Annotated in this window: 12 protein-coding genes; 8 read left to right on the forward strand and 4 right to left on the reverse strand. The window is 52.9% G+C overall.

What is annotated here, in order from left to right; all coding sequences use genetic code 11:
* Positions 1–310: 310 nt before the first annotated feature.
* The 3 genes from fliT to fliD are packed head-to-tail and all read right to left on the reverse strand — an operon-like array spanning position 311 to position 2,527.
* Entirely contained in the window at positions 311–673 is a 363-nt protein-coding gene (fliT, locus tag ACLBVC_RS10435; RefSeq protein WP_152326985.1) for a flagella biosynthesis regulatory protein FliT, read from the reverse strand.
* Complete coding sequence (gene fliS, locus ACLBVC_RS10440; protein ID WP_152326986.1) at positions 648–1,085, reverse strand: flagellar export chaperone FliS; 438 nt, start codon at positions 1,083–1,085, stop codon at positions 648–650. Before fliS ends, fliT begins: the two co-directional genes overlap by 26 nt.
* A gap of 14 nt (positions 1,086–1,099) precedes the next feature.
* The gene (gene fliD / locus ACLBVC_RS10445; protein WP_410149531.1) at positions 1,100–2,527 is read right to left on the reverse strand and encodes a flagellar filament capping protein FliD; all 1,428 of its coding nucleotides are present in this window, start codon (positions 2,525–2,527) and stop codon (positions 1,100–1,102) included.
* A 253-nt stretch (positions 2,528–2,780) separates the two neighbouring features.
* Between fliD and ACLBVC_RS10450 the strand changes: the two genes are divergently transcribed.
* The 7 genes from ACLBVC_RS10450 to tcyN all read left to right on the forward strand — a co-directional run bounded on the left by ACLBVC_RS10450 (position 2,781) and on the right by tcyN (position 9,373).
* A complete protein-coding gene (locus tag ACLBVC_RS10450) occupies positions 2,781–4,064 on the forward strand; it encodes a FliC/FljB family flagellin (protein ID WP_410149532.1) in 1,284 nt (427 codons plus the stop codon).
* Positions 4,065–4,371: 307 nt separating this feature from the next.
* Positions 4,372–5,094, forward strand: a complete 723-nt coding sequence (locus ACLBVC_RS10455) for an RNA polymerase sigma factor FliA (RefSeq protein WP_101076714.1) — start codon at positions 4,372–4,374, stop codon at positions 5,092–5,094.
* Between the two features lie 54 nt (positions 5,095–5,148).
* Positions 5,149–5,655, forward strand: a complete 507-nt coding sequence (gene fliZ, locus ACLBVC_RS10460) for a flagella biosynthesis regulatory protein FliZ (protein ID WP_095922218.1) — start codon at positions 5,149–5,151, stop codon at positions 5,653–5,655.
* A 188-nt stretch (positions 5,656–5,843) separates the two neighbouring features.
* Positions 5,844–6,854, forward strand: a complete 1,011-nt coding sequence (locus tag ACLBVC_RS10465) for a D-cysteine desulfhydrase (RefSeq protein ID WP_410149533.1) — start codon at positions 5,844–5,846, stop codon at positions 6,852–6,854.
* 135 nt (positions 6,855–6,989) lie between these two features.
* The gene (gene tcyJ, locus ACLBVC_RS10470) at positions 6,990–7,790 is read left to right on the forward strand and encodes a cystine ABC transporter substrate-binding protein (RefSeq protein ID WP_410149534.1); all 801 of its coding nucleotides are present in this window, start codon (positions 6,990–6,992) and stop codon (positions 7,788–7,790) included.
* Positions 7,791–7,955: 165 nt separating this feature from the next.
* On the forward strand, positions 7,956–8,624 hold the full coding sequence (gene tcyL, locus ACLBVC_RS10475) for a cystine ABC transporter permease (RefSeq protein WP_410149535.1): 669 nt from the start codon (positions 7,956–7,958) through the stop codon (positions 8,622–8,624).
* Positions 8,621–9,373, forward strand: coding sequence for an L-cystine ABC transporter ATP-binding protein TcyN (gene tcyN / locus ACLBVC_RS10480; protein ID WP_410149536.1), 753 nt, complete (start codon positions 8,621–8,623; stop codon positions 9,371–9,373). The genes tcyL and tcyN overlap by 4 nt, the downstream gene beginning before the upstream one ends.
* Positions 9,374–9,931: 558 nt before the next feature.
* On the opposite strand, the gene putA is transcribed toward tcyN, so the two are convergent.
* Positions 9,932–13,906: a trifunctional transcriptional regulator/proline dehydrogenase/L-glutamate gamma-semialdehyde dehydrogenase gene (gene putA, locus ACLBVC_RS10485; protein ID WP_410149537.1), complete on the reverse strand. Its 3,975-nt coding sequence runs from the start codon at positions 13,904–13,906 to the stop codon at positions 9,932–9,934.
* 526 nt (positions 13,907–14,432) lie between these two features.
* Here putA and putP point away from each other — a divergent pair.
* The gene (putP, locus tag ACLBVC_RS10490) at positions 14,433–15,917 is read left to right on the forward strand and encodes a sodium/proline symporter PutP (RefSeq protein ID WP_410149538.1); all 1,485 of its coding nucleotides are present in this window, start codon (positions 14,433–14,435) and stop codon (positions 15,915–15,917) included.
* The last annotated feature ends 122 nt before the right edge of the window (positions 15,918–16,039 follow it).

The following is a 16,039-nucleotide window of genomic DNA, read 5'->3' on the forward strand; positions in this document are numbered from 1 at the left end:
ATTAATATAGACATCGTGAATAAAAAGCTCACTATGCTGAATAAGTAGCGAAATAGTGCCTATCCCTGGAGTCACTTTTATTTTACGAACCATATCGATGATGCCCGAAATGACGACCGCAACCTGTTGCTTGCTGCCTGATATAAAACTTCCCGCTTATGCCAATACAAACAGGCTGCCGGTTTAGGCGAGTGTTACGGAAGGAGACAGAGAGAATCAGCCCTGGTAGCCGTATGCTCTCTGCCCCTGAAACCTTATTTTTGCACAAGAAATATTGGAAAAAAATAAAACAAATAAAATACTTTAATAATTATTGGTGATCGCCAAAAGCGATCGAACGGAGATCAATTTTTCCGTACGTCGTGTTCACTTGTTGTTGTCGGGACGACTGACCAATCAGTTGGGTGAGCGTATTCATCCGAGCCTGTAATAACGTTTTAATCAAATTTTCATTGTCGAGAATGATACGTAAATAACGGCGAATATCATTCTGAACCATTATCGAGGTCTGTTCTGACATCGGTAATTTGGTGGTCGCTTCCACGGCTTTCACGTAACTGACTTCGAGCTCGACCAGCTCATCCCATTTTTCATCTTGCGCCAGCCGCAACATCTGCTCGCTTAAAGACAGGATCAGTTGATATTCATTAACCAGATACTGATGTTGATCCATTATATTGGTCCTGCGACGGGTGGTGGTTTGGGCCGATTTGCCGCCAGGCATCGGCGATATTTTCAAGCAAGGCCAACACCTCGGTGATGGCCTCTTGATCGTTGTGTAAATTTGCATGTAATAAACGGCGGACCATATAGGAATAAAGCGCTTCCAGGTTATCCACTAATTCCGGATCTCCTTTGTCACGACTTAATCCGGCTTTTAATCCGCTGTCGATAATATTGATGGCCATGGACAGGGATTTGCCTTTTTCGGCAATGCTTCCCTGTTGAATAAATATGCGTGCTCGGATCAGGGCGCTACGCGCCCCGTCAAATAACATCGTGACTAACTGGTAAGGCGACGCACTCATGACTGCGCTTTCTACGCCAACCTGCGCGTAGGCCTGTGTTCCTTTAGCGTTATACATAATTTGTTTCCTTACTAGCTTGAACTTGATGAGGACATGGCTTCGAACTGCTGCGTCAGATATGTCGCAGTGCTATTGAGCTTTTGAATCGAAACATCAAGTGCAGTGAATTGCGTTTTGTAACGGGCAATGGTGGTGTTGATGCTGTCGTTGACCTTGTTGTACTGGGTCGTCAGATTTTTAAGCGTGGAGTTAACCGCCGTCTGCGCGTTAGCAATGGTGCCGTTGGTACTGTTCAGGAAACCGGTATTCAGGTTGCTGATATTCGTCATCACACCGGTGGTTTTACCGTCACCCACCATCATGGTTTGCACCGCATTCGGGTTGCTGGTCAGCGCCGTGTTCAGTTTGGTGCTGTCAATTTCCAGTTTGCCGGTGTCCGGGTCGGTGGTGATACCAATGCTGGATAACGAAGTGATCGTGCCTGAACCGGAAACCCCTGAAATGGCGGATTTGAGACGCGTCTGGATGGTACGCAGTGCGCTGTCACCCAGTAATGCGCCGTTGGTACTGTCAGCTGTATCCGTATTCGTCGCTGTTGCTGTGAATTTGGTCAGGCTGGCGAACGTATCCTGCAACGCGTTATAGGCATCAACAAAAGTCTGTACAGCCGTGCTCGCGGTGCTGGTGTCTTTTGCAACGGTCAGCGTTGCGGCAGTAGATGTCGTGCCGGTCAGGCTTAACGTAATCCCATCCTGCGCATCGCTGATGGTGTTGCTCTGACGTTCCAGATCGATTCCGTTGAACGTCAGTTGCGCATTGGCTGCTGCGGCGTTTTGTGTCATCGCACCGGTGCCAGTGGAAGAGTTATAACCGATGATGTTATTCAGCGTGTCATCACCGGTAACCGCTACGGTCATTTCAGAGTTTGTGCCGGTATTGTTAGCGCTCAGTACCAGTTTGTAGCTGCTGTCGGTGACTTTAACGATACTGGCGGTGACGTTGCCGCCAGCTTTATTGATCGCATCACGGACACCGGTCAGTGAAGTCTGGCTGTCGGTCAGTTTAATGCTCAGCGGAGTGCTGCCGTCGCCCTGGCTGATGGTTAACGTGCGAGTATTATCTGTTGTCGTTGCGCCTAACGCTGCGGTGCTGCTGGCTTGTGTGCCGGAAATCAGGGATTGAGCAGACGCCAGTTGTGTCACGGAAACGGAATACTTACCCGCTGCCGCGCCGGTGCTGGTTGTGGCGCTGAAGGCTGCAGTGTTGTTTGACGTTGCCGTTGTTGCGCCATAGGTATTGGTAGAAGACAACGCGGTGGCTGCGTCAGCGAACGTCTGTACTGCACTTTTCAGCGTACCGTAGGCGGTCAGCTGAGCACTGTAACTGGTCTGTGCCGTGGTGATCGGGGTTAAACGCGCTTTTTCTGCGGTTGTCAGGTTATCCAGCAAAGTGGACAAATCTAAACCTGAGCCGATACCTAATGAAGAGACAGTGGCCATATGTATCCTTTACATGTTGTGTAAGAGTCTTTAAGCCCTATCGGCACGACGGAGGAAAAGTTTAATGGATCGCAACAAAAAGTAATGGCGTGAATAGCGCGTATAAGGAAGGGTAATTCTCAAAGTAAGAAATCGGGATTTTTTGAGAAATAATTCTAAAGGTTGCCGGAGTACCGCCGATACAAGTTTGGACGGTGATGAACGCCGTGGGCAATAAGCCCGAACCCTTAACCAGATTTGAAGGAATACACTCATGGCTCAAGTTATCAATACCAACACGCTGTCTCTGATGACTCAGAACAACCTGAACAAATCCCAGTCCGCACTGAGCACCGCTATCGAGCGTCTGTCCTCCGGTCTGCGTATCAACAGCGCAAAAGATGACGCTGCTGGTCAGGCGATTGCTAACCGCTTCACTTCAAACATCAATGGTCTGACTCAGGCTTCACGTAACGCCAACGACGGTATCTCCGTTGCGCAGACCACTGAAGGTTCACTGAGCGAAATCAACAACAACTTACAACGTATCCGTGAGCTGTCCGTTCAGGCTGCTAACGGCACCAACTCATCTTCTGACCTGACCTCAATCCAGGACGAAATCACATCCCGTCTGTCTGAAATCGACCGTGTATCTGGTCAGACTCAGTTCAACGGCGTGAACGTACTGGCTTCTAACCAGACTATGAAAATCCAGGTTGGCGCAAACGACGGCCAGACTATCTCTATCGACCTGCAGAAAATTGACTCAACAACTCTGGGTCTGAATGGTTTCTCTGTATCAAGCAACGCACTGAAAACCAGCGATGCTATCACTCAGGTTGGCGCAAGCGGCTCCCTGAAAAACGTTGACCTGTCTGCTGCTGCAACTTCTCTGGGCCTGGACGCAAGCAAACTGTCTCTGAAAAACGTTCAGACAGCAGCTGGCGCAGCGACTGCAAATTACGTTGTTTCTGACGGCACCAGCAACTACGCAGCATCTGTAGATGACGCTACCGGTAAAGTGACGCTGAACACCACTGACGTTTCTTACACTGACCCAACTAATGGTGTTACCACTGCGGCAACACAGGTTGGCAAACTGGTTAAAGTTGGCGCAGATGCCACTGGCGCAGCAGTAGGTTACGTTACCGTTCAGGGTAAAGACTACAAAACTGCAACTACAGCTATCGTTGACGGCGGCGCAACCGGTACTGCAAACGTTGCAAGCAACATCGGTGATATCTCTGACACCGCTAATGCCAATGCTTACACCGGTGTAGCGACTTCTGATCCTCTGAAAGCAATCGACGCTGCAATCGCTAAAGTTGACACCTTCCGTTCTTCACTGGGTGCGGTTCAGAACCGTTTCGATTCTGCAATCACCAACCTGAGCAACACTACGACTAACCTGTCTTCTGCACAGAGCCGTATTCAGGATGCTGACTACGCAACTGAAGTTTCTGCAATGTCTAAAGCGCAGATCCTGCAGCAGGCTGGTACTTCAGTATTGTCTAAAGCTAACCAGGTTCCTCAGTCTGTACTGTCCCTGCTGCAATAATTGTCTTCGCAGACAAATTAAGCAGTCCGGTTACAAACAGAACAAACCCCGCTTCGGCGGGGTTTTTTTTAACCAAAATTTACCTTTTTCCATGATTAATGAATCGCATTCGCTGGTATAATTTAGGATAATCTTTAGGTTGTGATTGATTTTTGAGCGCTTTTGGTTCTGGTAACTTACCGACGGCTGGAACAGAATGTGCGAGACATAATCAAAATAACCGCGCTTTTCAGTCCTTATTCAGTCGATTGAATGGGGATTACCACTGGCACAATGATACTGACCCTCAATTTGCCAGGTTACGACAGTGAGCGATCTGTATACCGCCGACGGCGTGATAGACAAAAATTCTTTGTGGCAGCGCTATGTTCCGCTCGTGCGCCATGAAGCCCTGCGTTTGCAGGTGCGGCTTCCCGCCAGCGTAGAGCTTGATGATCTACTGCAAGCGGGAGGGATCGGCCTGTTAAATGCGGTTGAGCGTTTTGATGCGATGCAGGGCACGGCATTTACCACTTATGCCGTCCAGCGTATCCGTGGCGCGATGCTTGATGAGTTGCGAAGCCGCGACTGGGTACCGCGCAGCGTCAGACGTAACGCGCGTGAAGTGTCTCAGGCGATGCATAACGCAGAACAGAAATTAGGGCGACCACCGAGTGAAGGAGAGGTGGCGCAGGCACTGGATATTCCCATCGAGGAATACCGGCAGATATTAATGGATACGAACAGCAGCCAGTTGTTTTCTTATGACGAATGGCGCGAAGAGCACGGCGATACTGCCGAGGCATTGATGGAAGGGCACGAAGAGGCCAACCCGTTACATCATCTGTTGGAGGGCAATTTACGCCACCGGGTGATGGAAGCTATCGATGCGTTACCAGAACGGGAAAAGATGGTGCTTACGCTTTACTACCAGGAAGAGTTGAATTTAAAAGAGATCGGGGCGGTGCTGGATGTCGGGGAATCCCGCGTAAGCCAGCTCCACAGTCAGGCGATTAAGCGTTTACGCAGCCGCCTGGCCAACGACCACTGATCCGCTTTTTCCTGGCCGGTTATACATTTTATGTCCCTTATCAGGAATAAATTTATGCCAGCGGGAATCAAAACAAGGCCTTTAAGCCGTTATCTTAAAGATTTTAAACACAGTCAGACTCATTGCTCACAGTGTGCAAAAGAACTCGACAGGATGGCACTGGTGTTTCGCGGGCAGATCATCAATAAAGAGGCCATCGCTAAGATGGACCAGCCTATTGATGATGACGTGTGGCACAACCTGTCGCAGGAACTGACCGCTCTGTGTCGTTTTTGCAGTGAGATAAGCTGTAACAGCCATTCGTCATATTTTGACATCATGGCGTTTAAGCAATATCTGTTCGAGCAGACAGAGATGAACCACAGCACGGTGCGCGAGTATGTTGTCCGCCTCCGCCGTCTGGACGAAATCTTGTCAGCAAACAACTATCCTCTGGATAAACTTTCAGGGGACAGCATCCACCAGCGGATCATCAGTGATTTGCCAGTGGCGGGCCACGACAACTACCGTATTGCCCTGCGCAAATACGACCAGTATCTGGCCTGGCAGAAGTCCGCGTAAGCGGCGCTCTTACAGACTGACACACAAAACGCAAACAGGCTCCTTCGGGGGCCTGTTTTTTTGTCTTGAATCTGTCCGCATAAAGTATTAATTCTTTATATACTTATTTCATAACCATTCTGCGCAAATACATCTGCTTCGACTATCACGACTTCGCCGGCCTTGTGGCTGTGCGTCAGGGGAACACTGTGCCTGCTAAAATTGCTTTGCTTAAAACCCGGCTGGAAGCCTTTGATCGTATTGATTTACTGGGCAACTGCACGCCATTAGAAAAACTCCACCGTCTCTCTGAGTTCACGGGCCGCGACATTTATATCAAACGCGATGACATTACACCGCTGGCGATGGGCGGTAACAAACTTAGAAAACTGGAATATCTGGCCGCCGCTGCGCTGGCAGAAGGTGCTGATACGCTGGTGACGGCAGGTGCTATTCAGTCCAACCATGTCCGCCAGACGGCGGCAGTGGCGGCGAAACTGGGCCTTAAATGCGTTGCGTTGCTGGAAAACCCGATTGGAACCACTGAAGCCAACTACCTGACCAACGGCAACCGCCTGTTGCTGGATTTATTTAATGCCGAAGTGGTGATGTGCGATGAACTGTATGACCCGACGGCGCAGCTGCGAGAGCTGGCCGATCGTCTGGAAGGGCAAGGTTTTCGTCCGTACGTTGTGCCGGTTGGCGGGTCGAATGCGCTCGGGGCGCTGGGATATGTGCAGTGTGCGCTGGAGATCGCTGAGCAGTCTTCCGCGAGTTTTGTCGATTTCAGCACAATCGTGGTGGCGTCGGGCAGTGCGGGGACGCACGCCGGGCTGGCGGTCGCATTGCAGCATTTAATGCCGGATACGCAACTGATCGGCGTGACAGTGTCACGTAAAGCCGACGCGCAGCGTCCGAAGGTGGAAACCATTGCCCGCGACGTGGCCACGAGTTTGCAGTTTGACGAAAAGATACCGCAGATTATTTTGTGGGATGACTATTTTGCTCCACGCTACGGCGAGCCGAATGAAGGCGGTATGGCGGCGGTGAAATTACTGGCGGAGCAGGAAGCGATGCTGCTGGATCCTGTGTATACCGGCAAAGCGATGGCCGGGCTGCTTGACGGCATCGAACGCGGATTATTCCCTGACGAAGGCCCGATCCTGTTCATTCATACCGGCGGCGCGCCGGCACTGTTTGCGTATCATCCGCAAGTGTGATGTCTTACAGTACGCTTATGCAGTTTTGCACTAAGATTATGAAATTATATTCCTGATAACTCTTGCGTCGGATGCTACTGTGCGCAAATCCGCAGGATATATAACTTTCAAACATTGATTATAACAGAGGTGTATATGGTTTTTTCCACATTGCGTCGTCGTTTACTTCTGGGTGCGGTGGCCGTCAGTCTGACCGCCGGTATGGTCACCAACAGCTTTGCCGATGAAGGTTTACTGAAAAAAGTGAAAGACCGCGGCACGCTGGTCGTCGGTCTGGAAGGGACTTACCCTCCGTTCAGTTTCCAGGGTGAAGATGGCAAACTGACCGGTTTTGAAGTGGAATTCGCCGACGCGCTGGCGCAGCATATGGGCGTAAAAGCCAAACTGCAACCGACCAAATGGGACGGCATGCTGGCGGCTCTGGAATCCAAGCGTATTGACGTGGTCATTAACCAGGTAACCATTTCCCCTGAACGTGAGAAAAAATACGACTTCTCCACGCCGTATACCGTATCCGGCATTCAGGCGCTGACCAAAAAAGGTAACGAAGGCTCAATCACTAAGCCTGAAGACCTGAAAGGTAAGAAAGTGGGCGTAGGTCTGGGCAGCAACTACGAACAGTGGTTACGCGCCAATGTCCAGGGCGTAGACGTTCGTACCTATGATGATGACCCGACTAAATATCAGGATCTTCGCGTAGGCCGTACCGATGCGATTCTGGTTGACCGTCTGGCCGCGCTGGATCTGGTGAAGAAAACTAAAGACACGCTGGCCGTTGCTGGTGCGCCGTTCTCCCGTCTGGAATCCGGTGTGGCGATCCGCAAAGATAACCCTGAATTGCTGGCAGCCATCAACAAAGCGATTGCAGAAATGCAAAAAGATGGTTCTTTAGCCAAAATTTCCGACAAATGGTTCGGGGCTGACGTCACCAAATAATGCTTGTCATAACTGAACTTGCCTCGGCGTTAGATGCGTTTGTTCGCCCGAACCACTGACTTCATGTCAGCTCATCGGGACTCACGTACTGGCTGCCTTGATGCAAGTTCATTTATTCAGAGCATCGGCAGCTTCATGAAGATCCTACAAATCTAAAGGTCTTAGATGCAAGAAAGTATTCAACTGGTGCTGGATTCAGCACCATTTTTATTGAAAGGAACCCTGTTTACCCTCCAGCTGAGTCTGGGCGGTATGGTCTTCGGGTTAATTTTGGGCTTTATGCTGGCGCTGATGCGCCTTTCGCATTTCTGGCCGCTGTCGTGGCTGTCACGTTTTTACGTGTCCGTATTTCGCGGTACACCACTGATTGCACAGCTGTTTATGATTTACTACGGTTTGCCACAGTTTGGTATCGAGCTGGATCCTATTCCGGCAGCTATGATTGGCCTCTCACTCAACACCGCGGCTTATACTTCTGAAACCCTGCGAGCGGCGATTTCGTCAATTGAAAAAGGGCAGTGGGAAGCGGCGGCAAGTATCGGCATGAGCCCCTGGCAGACGATGCGCCGCGTGATTTTACCGCAGGCGGCACGTACTGCATTGCCACCGCTGGGCAACAGCTTTATCGGATTAGTGAAAGACACCTCGCTGGCGGCGACCATTCAGGTGCCGGAACTGTTCCGTCAGGCGCAACTGGTCACCTCGCGCACGCTGGAAGTGTTCACCATGTATCTGGCTGCATCCATTATTTACTGGGTGCTGGCGACCGTTTTATCCTTCCTGCAAAACCGTCTGGAAGACCGCGTTAACCGCCAGGATCAGGAGCCTTCATGAGTACCATTGACGTTAAGCAACTGACGAAGAAATTCCACGGCCAGACGGTTTTGCACGGTATCGATTTACAGGTCAATGCCGGTGAAGTCGTGGCGATTATCGGGCCGAGCGGTTCGGGAAAAACGACGCTTCTGCGCAGCATTAACCTGCTGGAAGAGCCGGACGGCGGCACGATCAAAGTCGGCAATATCGAAATTGACGGCAACAAGCCGATCAGCAAACAAAAAAACAAAGTCCGCGAATTGCGTCAGCAGGTGGGCTTTGTGTTCCAGAACTTCAACCTGTTCCCGCACCGTTCTGTGCTCGAAAACATTATTGAAGGTCCGGTGATTGTGAAGGGCGAACCGAAGGCGAAAGCCATCGCCACGGCGCGTCAGCTGCTGGATAAAGTCGGATTAACCGGCAAGGAAAACGCCTATCCGCGTCGTCTTTCCGGCGGTCAGCAACAACGCGTAGCGATTGCCCGCGCGCTGGCGATGAGCCCTGAAGTGATCCTGTTCGACGAACCCACCTCCGCCCTCGACCCGGAACTGGTGGGCGAAGTGCTCAACACTATCCGCGCGCTGGCACTCGAGCACCGGACCATGGTCATCGTGACCCACGAGATGAGCTTTGCGCGTGATGTTGCGGACAGAGCCATTTTTATGGATCAGGGGAAAATTGTGGAGCAGGGACCGGCGAAGGAATTGTTCTCGAACCCGCAGCAGGCGAGGACTAAGCAGTTTCTGGAGAAGTTTCTGGCGCACTAGATTCAGTCTTGTGCAGAAGCCGCTGCACATTGCGGCTTTCAGTCACTGGATCGAGAATGTTTCGGTTTCTCACTTGCAGTGAGGGCTGACAGCTGACCGAGTAAATTTCGGTTTCTCAATAACTGTCTTCACTTAGCGCGCTGTGCCGAAACCGACAAAGAGGGAGGAAAGCGCCTCCCTCTTTGATCTCCCACGCTTTTTCTCAACACACGCTGCCGCTCGCTGGCCATGTTTCAGGTGCCACAACTATTGCCGCGAAAACTTGCCGCTGCGCGGTTCTCTTACTCGGTTTCGAGCCATAGGTCTCGAAACACTTCGCTCGGCAAGCTTTCTGAAAGCGGCTGGAGGGTTTTAAAATTCAAAACCCAGCGCATGTATCTTTCGAATTACATAGCCATTGGTCGGTTTCGGCACGAGCCGCTGAGCAATCACTGCAATTGAAAAACCGAAACTTTCTCGGTCCGCCGACAGCGTTTCAAACCGAAACATTCTCGGTCATAGTCCTAGTGCCTCACTGCAACTGAAAAGCCGCCCAATTGCAGCGGCCTCTGCAATCCATCACCCGATAGTCATCAGACTCGCATTCCCGCCAGCCGCTGCGGTATTCACACTCAGCGAACGCTCATGCAACAGACGCTCAAGCAGGATGTTATCTTCGCCGCGCGCAAACCCTTGTACTGAAATGATCGCGCCCGGACGCTTGGCGATAAGCTGGCAAAGCTCACGGAGCTGATCGGCGTCGCCGTGGTAAATCACCGCGTCAAATGCCGGCGCATCGTTCTGCCAGTCTTTAGCGAAATCGACACGTTCCTGTACCACTTTCGGCAACTGGTTAAACAGTTCACGCTGTAACGGCGCTTCCGGCCAGAGAATGCGGCAGCCGGTCGCGGTGACGGCGGCGAGCTGGGTCAGGGCATCGTCATGATTGTCTGACAACGCCAGAACACGCTCACGCGGTAACAATGCGTAAGAGTTACGTTCACCGGTTGGCCCCGGCAGGGTGCGTAATGTGCCTCCCTGACTGGTTTGTGCGAAACGCTCGCAGACGGCAATCAGTTCTTCGCGATGTTTCTGCTCCGTCGCCCATTGTTGCAGGGCGCGGTGCGGGGCCAGCAGCGCCTCACGTACAGAGGTGTCCAGCGGCAGTTGGCGATCCTGACGCAATAACGTTTGTTGCACGGCGTCCTGCGGGCGGCTGCTCAGCAGACGGTACAGGTATAGCGGGCCACCGGCTTTCGGGCCAGTTCCGGATAAGCCTTCACCGCCAAACGGTTGAACACCGACCACTGCGCCGACCATGTTGCGGTTCACGTACATGTTGCCGACGTGCGCCTGTTGCGTCACGCGGTGGATGGTTTCGTCTATGCGGGTGTGAATGCCCAGCGTCAGGCCGTAACCGGCGGCATTAATCTGACCGATCAGCTTATCCAGATCCTGACGGGCATAGCGCACCACGTGCAGTACCGGGCCGAAGATTTCTTTCTTCATTTCATCGAAGCTTTCCAGCTCGATCAGCGTTGGTTTAATGAAGGTTCCGCGCGTCCATTCCTGCTGATCGGCGGTAAATTCCTGCGTGGCCTGATACACCGTGCGGCCTTTGGCGCGCATGGCATCGATGTGTTTCTCGATACCAGCTTTGGCTTCGGCGTCTATCACCGGCCCGATATCGGTACACAAACGCTCAGGGTTGCCCATGCGGCATTCAGCCATCGCGCCGCGCAGCATTTGCAGCGTATGGTCGGCGACGTCGTCCTGAATACACAGAACGCGCAGGGCTGAACAACGCTGACCGGCGCTGTCGAAGGCTGACGCCACGACATCCGTCACCACCTGTTCGGTGAGCGCGGAGGAATCCACAATCATCGCGTTCAGGCCGCCGGTTTCGGCGATAAGCGGTGTCGGACGCCCCTGCGGATCCAGACGACCGGCGATATTACGTTGCAGAATTCCCGCCACGTCGGTAGAACCGGTAAACAGCACGCCGCGAACACGTTCGTCGTTCACCAGCTGCGAGCCTACGGTTTCCCCCTGGCCGGGCAACAGTTGCAGCACGCCAGCCGGAACACCAGCTTCATGCAAAATGCCCACGGCCAGCCCGGCAATCAGCGGTGTCTGCTCAGCCGGTTTTGCCAGCACGCTGTTGCCTGCGGCGAGTGCGGCGGCAATCTGGCCGGTGAAAATCGCCAGCGGGAAATTCCATGGGCTGATACACACAACCGGCCCGAGCGGACGGTGCGAGTCATTGGCAAAATCTTCGCGGATCTGGCCTGCGTAATAGTGCAGGAAATCCACTGCTTCACGCACTTCGGCGATGGCGTTATTAAAGGTCTTTCCGGCCTCACGTACCAGCACGCCAAGCAAGCTTTGCAACTGCGCTTCCATCAATTCTGCGGCGCGTTGCAAGATTGCGGCGCGCTCTTCGGGAGGCGTCGCAAACCAGATGGCACCTGCTGCGGTGGACGCATCCAGCGCACGGCTGATTTCGTCCTGCGTGGCTTCACGTACGTAACCGACGATATCGCCATTTTCAGCCGGGTTAAAGACTGGCAGGAATTCGCCTTCATCTGTCTGCGCATCAATCATCGGCTGGGCTTTCACCGGATGGCTGGCGCTTTGCAGCAGTGCGCTGGAAAGCGACGCCAGACGGTGTTCACTCGACATATCCAGTCCGGCAGAGTTCACGCGTTTGTCGCCGTACAAATTGCGCGGCAACGCGATACGTGGATGCGGCAATCCTATCTGACCTTCGCTGGCGGCCAGCGCTTCGACGGCCAGAACCGGATCGGCAACCAGTTCGTCAATCGGCAAGGTGGCGTCAGCGATACGGTTAACGAAGGAAGTGTTCGCACCGTTTTCCAGCAGGCGACGAACCAGATACGCCAGCAGCGTTTCATGCGTGCCGACCGGGGCATAAATGCGGCAGGGGCGGTTCAGTTTGCCCTCGCTGATTTTGCCGACAACCTGTTCGTACAGCGGTTCGCCCATCCCGTGCAGGCACTGGAATTCGTACTGGCCGGGATAATAGTTGTTACCGGCCAGCTGATAAATTGCCGCCACGGTGTGCGCGTTGTGCGTCGCGAACTGCGGATAAATCAGGTTGGGCACCGCCAGCAGTTTGCGGGCGCAGGCCAGATAGGAAACGTCGGTGTAAACCTTGCGGGTGTAAACCGGATAATCTTCCAGCCCGTCCATCTGGGCGCGTTTAATCTCGCTGTCCCAGTAAGCGCCTTTCACCAGGCGGATCATCAGGCGGCGACGGCTGCGCTGCGCCAGATTAGTCAGATAGTCGATGACCATTGGGCAGCGTTTCTGGTAAGCCTGAATAACGAAGCCGATGCCGTTCCAGCCCGCCAGTTCCGGCTCAAAGCAGAGTTTTTCCAGCAGATCGAGTGAGATTTCCAGACGGTCGGCTTCTTCGGCGTCAATGTTGATGCCGATGTCATAACTGCGCGCCAGCAGTGTCAGGGAAAGCAGGCGCGGATAAAGTTCGTCCATGACGCGTTCGTACTGCGCACGGCTGTAGCGCGGATGCAGGGCGGAAAGTTTGATGGAAATCCCCGGCCCTTCATAAATGCCACGGCCGTTTGAAGCTTTACCAATCGCGTTAATCGCCTGCTGATAAGACTGCAAATACGCCTGCGCGTCTTTTTCGGTCAGCGCCGCTTCACCCAGCATGTCGTAGGAGTAACGGAAACCTTTTTCTTCATGTTTGCGTGCGTTAGCCAGCGCTTCTGCGATGGTTTCGCCGGTCACGAACTGTTCGCCCATCAGGCGCATCGCCATGTCCACGCCTTTGCGGATCAGCGGTTCGCCGCTTTTGCCGATAATCCGGTTCAGGGATTTCGACAGGCTGGCTTCATTGTGTGTCGCCACCAGTTTGCCGGTAAACAGCAAACCCCAGGTCGCGGCGTTAACGAAAAGTGACGGGCTGCGGCCAAGATGTGAATGCCAGTTGCCGTTGCTGATTTTGTCGCGGATTAACGCATCGCGCGTTGGCTTATCGGGAATACGCAGCAACGCTTCGGCCAGGCACATCAGCGCCACGCCTTCCTGTGAGGACAGGGAGAATTCCTGCAACAGGCTTTGCACCATACCGGCGCGGCCGTTTGCACTTTTCTGGTTACGCAGTTTGGTGGCGATGTCGGCGGCCAGTTTCAGAGCAGCGTCGTTGAGCGGGGCAGGCAGACGGGCCTGTTCGAGCAGCATGGACACGGCTTCCGGCTCCGGGCGGCGATAGGCGGCGGTAATGGCTGAGCGACTGACCGACTGTGGCAAAATCTGCTCGGCGAAATCAAGGAACGGCTGATGCATTTCCTGAACCGGTTGACCGGCGGGATCTTCTGCGTCGCCAGCCGCTGCGCCATTCAGCGCCGGGATCTCCGGGAGCGAATCGCCATTTTCCAGACGTTCCAGATAGGAAAAAATCGCCTGTTTGATCAGCCAGTGCGGCGTGCGGTCAATCTGCTGTGCCGCAATTTTTAGCCTGTCGCGTGTGCCTTCATCCAGCTTCACGCCCATCGTCGTCATACCCATGCGTAACCACTCCCTATGAAAAGGTTCAGGTGAATTCATTATCTTTATGGCAAGCAATATCTTCTATGTTGCAACCTTGTGCAACCCTGTTAATGCATGAAGTGTGCCTGATGTGATTTATTTGGCATTTTTAACAGGAAGTCAACGTGGAGGAAGCAGCTTTTCAGCGCTAACCGCCTTAATAACCTCAGCGTTTAAGGTGCAACTTTTGAAAATGTAACGTGCAACCCGCGCTCATGATAAATGTGATGGATCGTAAATTTTAAGTATCCAAAATGTTAAAACATTTGAAATATGGCAATCACTCAACCAGTATCGCGACCGACAGTTAATTTGAATAAAAACCACATTAAGTACCCTGAAAAAGAAAAAAAATGGAGAGTAATGCTGCATCCTTCGCGGGTTTCAGCCATCATCTCGCCCCGGCATGATGTTGGCCGTCTTTTGAAAAAGGCGTGTCAGGACAGACAGATGCCGGCCTGCATTGCAAACACGTATCGCAAAAAATAAGAAAGTGGAGAAGAACATGACAATGAACACACCGATGCTGGTGACGTTTTGTGTTTATATTTTCGGGATGATTTTGATAGGGCTCATCGCGTATTTACGAACCAAAAACTTTGATGATTATATTCTGGGTGGCCGCAGTTTAGGCAGCGTGGTGACGGCACTTTCAGCCGGCGCGTCAGACATGAGCGGCTGGTTATTAATGGGTTTACCGGGCGCGATTTTTCTTTCCGGTATTTCCGAAAGCTGGATTGCCATCGGCCTCACGATTGGCGCGTATCTGAACTGGAAGCTGGTGGCGGGGCGCTTACGCGTTCACACCGAGGCCAACAATAATGCGCTGACGCTGCCGGATTACTTCACGCACCGCTTTGAAGATTCCAGCAAACTGCTGCGCATTATCTCGGCGATTGTGATTCTGGTGTTCTTCACTATTTACTGCGCATCCGGGATTGTCGCCGGTGCGCGTCTGTTTGAAAGCACCTTCGGGATGTCTTATCAGACCGCGCTGTGGGCGGGTGCCGCGGCGACCATTATTTATACCTTTATCGGCGGTTTTCTGGCGGTCAGCTGGACTGACACCGTGCAGGCCAGCCTGATGATTTTCGCGCTGATCCTGACGCCGGTGATCGTCATTCTCGCGGTCGGCGGCATTGACAGCTCAATGATGGTGATTCAGGCGAAAAACCCGGAATACACCGACATGTTCAAGAATATGAATCTGGTGGCGATCCTGTCGTTGCTGGGCTGGGGCCTGGGTTATTTTGGCCAGCCGCATATTCTGGCGCGTTTCATGGCTGCCGATTCGCATCACACTATCCGCAGCGCACGCCGTATCAGCATGACGTGGATGATTCTGTGTCTGGCAGGCACGATTGCCGTGGGCTTCTTCGGGATTGCGTATTTCAGCAATAATCCGGCAATGGCGGGCAACGTGACGCAAAACGGCGAGCGCGTGTTCATCGAGCTGGCGAAAATCCTGTTCAACCCGTGGATTGCCGGGATTTTGCTGTCGGCGATTCTGGCGGCGGTGATGAGCACCCTGAGCTGCCAGTTGCTGGTATGTTCGAGCGCCATTACCGAAGATTTGTACAAAGCGTTCCTGCGCAAAGGCGCAAGCCAGCGTGAGCTGGTGTGGATTGGTCGTGCGATGGTGTTGGTTGTCGCGCTGGTAGCGATTGCGCTGGCTGCCAACCCTGAAAACCGCGTGCTCGGTTTAGTCAGCTACGCCTGGGCAGGTTTTGGTGCGGCATTCGGGCCGGTGATCCTGATTTCCGTGATGTGGAAACGCATGACCCGCAATGGCGCGCTGGCCGGCATGGTCATCGGCGCCGCGACGGTGATTCTGTGGAAAAGCTACGGCTGGGCGGAACTGTACGAAATTATTCCCGGTTTTATCTTTGCTTCAATTGCCATCTGGGTGATCAGCCTGATGGGGCGTAAACCTTCCGTGGCAGTAGAAGAACGCTTCAACGCTGCCGAAGCGGAATACAACACCCTCTGATTTTCCCCGCATTATCCTTACAAACCGGGATCGCCCTGATCCCGGTTTTCTGTTTTTTCGTGCGCATTTCCCCGACAGGTTTCAAAAAAGAGCCCGTCACCTCTTGTATTTCTTTTTCCAAG

This window comes from Rahnella selenatireducens (assembly GCF_046449555.1).
GTDB lineage: Bacteria > Pseudomonadota > Gammaproteobacteria > Enterobacterales > Enterobacteriaceae > Rahnella > Rahnella selenatireducens.

What these genes read in the sequence shown, in the direction of transcription:
- fliT (WP_152326985.1), bottom strand. Translation starts at nt 673, where the DNA reads ATGGATCAACATCAGTATCTGGTTAATGAATATCAACTGATCCTGTCT.
- fliS (WP_152326986.1), bottom strand. Translation starts at nt 1,085, where the DNA reads ATGTATAACGCTAAAGGAACACAGGCCTACGCGCAGGTTGGCGTAGAA.
- fliD (WP_410149531.1), bottom strand. Translation starts at nt 2,527, where the DNA reads ATGGCCACTGTCTCTTCATTAGGTATCGGCTCAGGTTTAGATTTGTCC.
- ACLBVC_RS10450 (WP_410149532.1), top strand. Translation starts at nt 2,781, where the DNA reads ATGGCTCAAGTTATCAATACCAACACGCTGTCTCTGATGACTCAGAAC.
- fliZ (WP_095922218.1), top strand. Translation starts at nt 5,149, where the DNA reads ATGCCAGCGGGAATCAAAACAAGGCCTTTAAGCCGTTATCTTAAAGAT.
- tcyJ (WP_410149534.1), top strand. Translation starts at nt 6,990, where the DNA reads ATGGTTTTTTCCACATTGCGTCGTCGTTTACTTCTGGGTGCGGTGGCC.
- tcyL (WP_410149535.1), top strand. Translation starts at nt 7,956, where the DNA reads ATGCAAGAAAGTATTCAACTGGTGCTGGATTCAGCACCATTTTTATTG.
- tcyN (WP_410149536.1), top strand. Translation starts at nt 8,621, where the DNA reads ATGAGTACCATTGACGTTAAGCAACTGACGAAGAAATTCCACGGCCAG.
- putA (WP_410149537.1), bottom strand. Translation starts at nt 13,906, where the DNA reads ATGGGTATGACGACGATGGGCGTGAAGCTGGATGAAGGCACACGCGAC.
- putP (WP_410149538.1), top strand. Translation starts at nt 14,433, where the DNA reads ATGACAATGAACACACCGATGCTGGTGACGTTTTGTGTTTATATTTTC.